This window comes from Spirillospora sp. NPDC046719, assembly GCF_040645715.1.
Lineage (GTDB): Bacteria > Actinomycetota > Actinomycetes > Streptosporangiales > Streptosporangiaceae > Spirillospora.
This window is the reverse complement of the sequence record NZ_JBEYYT010000786.1, coordinates 1-2,449: the sequence shown is the minus strand read 5'-3', so window position 1 is coordinate 2,449 and position 2,449 is coordinate 1. Positions and strand designations below refer to the sequence as shown.

2 protein-coding genes and 1 pseudogene are annotated in these 2,449 nt (G+C 76.2%); 1 reads left to right on the top strand and 2 read right to left on the bottom strand.

From position 1 onward, the window contains the following. Window positions 1–230, top strand: a pseudogene (locus ABZ914_RS50205) (hypothetical protein); the annotation flags it as partial. 42 nt (window positions 231–272) lie between these two features. Here the strand turns inward: ABZ914_RS50205 and alc are convergent. Then, complete coding sequence (gene alc, locus ABZ914_RS50200; RefSeq protein WP_500201651.1) at window positions 273–1,250, bottom strand: allantoicase; 978 nt, start codon at window positions 1,248–1,250, stop codon at window positions 273–275. Further along, a partial coding sequence (gene allB, locus ABZ914_RS50195; RefSeq protein ID WP_500201650.1) for an allantoinase AllB occupies window positions 1,247–2,449 on the bottom strand: 1,203 nt, incomplete at its 5' end. The genes allB and alc, both read right to left, overlap by 4 nt.

Below are 2,449 nucleotides of genomic sequence, written 5' to 3'. Positions count from 1 at the left end.
GCCCCGACCTCAACACGCCCCCCCCGCCGCGGCCGGGTCCCCAGACACCCCCCCGGCACCCTCGCTCGCACCACCGCCAGCCCCCGCCCCCCCCCGGCGCCGTCCGCGCCGGCCTCACCTACCCGGACGTCAAGGCCCTGATGGCGGGCTGCCTCGCGCGCGGCACCGACCCGGACGGCCTCGACCGCGTCGTCGCCGTCGTCCGCGACGGGATGCGCCCCCAGGCGTGACAGCGTGACAGGCGTGACCGGGCGTGCGGGGCCGTCCGGCGGCTACCGCAGGAGGCGGCGATGCCTCTCGGCCAGCCGCCGCTCGCCCTCGGCGCTGAGGTGGCCCCAGAGGCGGAGGCGGGCCAGGCCGCCGTCGGGGTGGATGTCCACGCGGACGTGCGAGACCTCGGGCGTGTCCACGCGGAAGCGGTGCCGGGCGTCGGGCCGGAGGCGGGTCCGCGGGAGCAGCACCGTGCCGTCGGGCGCGGTGAGGGAGACCTCGGCGGGCGCGTTGAACTTCAGGTGCGTGGTGTCGATCTCGGCCACCCGGATCGTGCCGGGGGCGGCCAGCCGGACGAGCGCCCACTCGTTGCCGGGCGCGCGGCGGCGCGCGGTCTCCCAGCCCTCGGCCTGGTTGCGGGGCAGGCCGGGGAAGAGCATGTTGTCCGGCGACGAGTAGAACATGTCGGAGCAGTCGAGGACGCGGGCGCCGTTCTCCAGCGCGGCCAGGTCGACGGTCATCCCGGTCAGGAACGCGGGGTCGGGGACGACGTCGCCGTGCACGCGGATCCGCGCGATCCCGCCGTCCGGGAACATGTTCAGCCGGACGTGGGTGGAGAGGCGCTCGGCGTCCACCGGGAAGGCGTGCGCGGTGTCGCCCTCCAGCGGGCTCTTCGGGACGATCTCCACCCAGCGGGTCTCGGCGGACGGGTCGGCGGGGTACCCGTCCACCGCGCACGCCTCGACGGACGCGTGCGGCGGGTAGTTGCCCTTGAACCAGGCGGTGTCGATGACGACGCCGCGGATCACGCCGGGCAGGCCGAGCCGGACCAGCGCCCAGTCGTGGCCGGGCTCGCGGCGGCGGCGGGTCTCCCAGCCGTCGTACTCCTGGCCCTTCGGGCCGAACGTGCCGGGCCGGAACGCCGGCGGCCACGGGTTGACCAGGTTCTCCTTCTCCTCGAAGGACTCGTCGCTGGCGGCCGTGACCGAGCCGCCCAGGGTGCGGACGGCCAGGTCGGGAAGGGACGTGAAGTCGCTCAAGGCGCCTCCTTGCGGGCGAGCACGCGGCCGGCCGGCGCGCCGCCGGCGACGGCGCCGCGCAGCCAGGTCGTGCGGACGGTCCCGGTGAGGGTGCGGCCCTCGTACGGGGTGACGGGATGGCGGTGGTGCAGCCGGGCGGGGTCGACGGTGAAGGCGGCGTCGGGGTCGAACGCGACGAGGTCTGCGTCGTTGCCGACGGCGATGCGGCCCTTGCCGGGGACGGCGGCGAGGTCGGCGGGAGCTTCGGCCATCCAGCGGACGACGGTCGCGAGGTCGTGCCCGCGCGCGCGGGCGGCCGTCCAGACGGCGGGGAGGCCGAGTTGGAGCGAGGAGATCCCGCCCCACGCGGTGGCGAAGTCGCCCTGTTTCAGCTCAGGCGTGGAGGGCGAATGGTCGCTGACCACGCAGGAGATGACGCCGGACGCGAGGCCCCGCCACAGCGCGTCGCGGTTGACCGGGTCGCGGATCGGCGGGCAGCACTTGTAGGCGGGCGCGTCCGCCTCGCCGTCGGACAGGACGAGGTAGTGCGGGCAGGTCTCGGCGGTGACGGGCAGGCCGTCCGCCTGGGCCTCGGCGAGGGGTTCGAGGCAGTCGGCGGCGGACAGGTGCAGGATGTGGGCGCGCACGCCGGTCTCCCGGGCGAGCCGGATCACCCGCTCGACGGCGCGGCGCTCGGCGGCCGGCGGGCGGGACGCGAGGAACGCCGGGTACCCGCCGTCCGCCGGTGCGGTGAGGGCGGTCGGGTCCTCGGCGTGCACGATGACGAGCCCGCCGAACGAGGCGATCTCGCGGAACGCGTCCCGCATCTCGTCCGGGGACAGCGGCGGGAACTCGGGCACGCCGGAGTCGGACGCGAAGCACTTGAACCCGAAGACCCCGTCGTCGTGCAGCCCGCGCAGCGACGGGACATTCCCCGGGATCGCGCCACCCCAGAACCCGACGTCGACGTGCAGCTTCCCGGCGGCGGCGGCGCGCTTGGCCGCGAGCGCGGCGACGGAGACGGTCGGGGGCAGCGAGTTCAGCGGCATGTCGACGAGCGTGGTGACGCCGCCCGCGGCGGCGGCGCGGGTCGCGGTCGCGAACCCCTCCCATTCGGTGCGGCCCGGTTCGTTGACGTGGACGTGGGTGTCGACGAGCCCGGGCAGCAGCGCCGCCTCGCCGAGGTCGGTCTCGGACGCGGCGGGCAGCGGCGCGGGGGC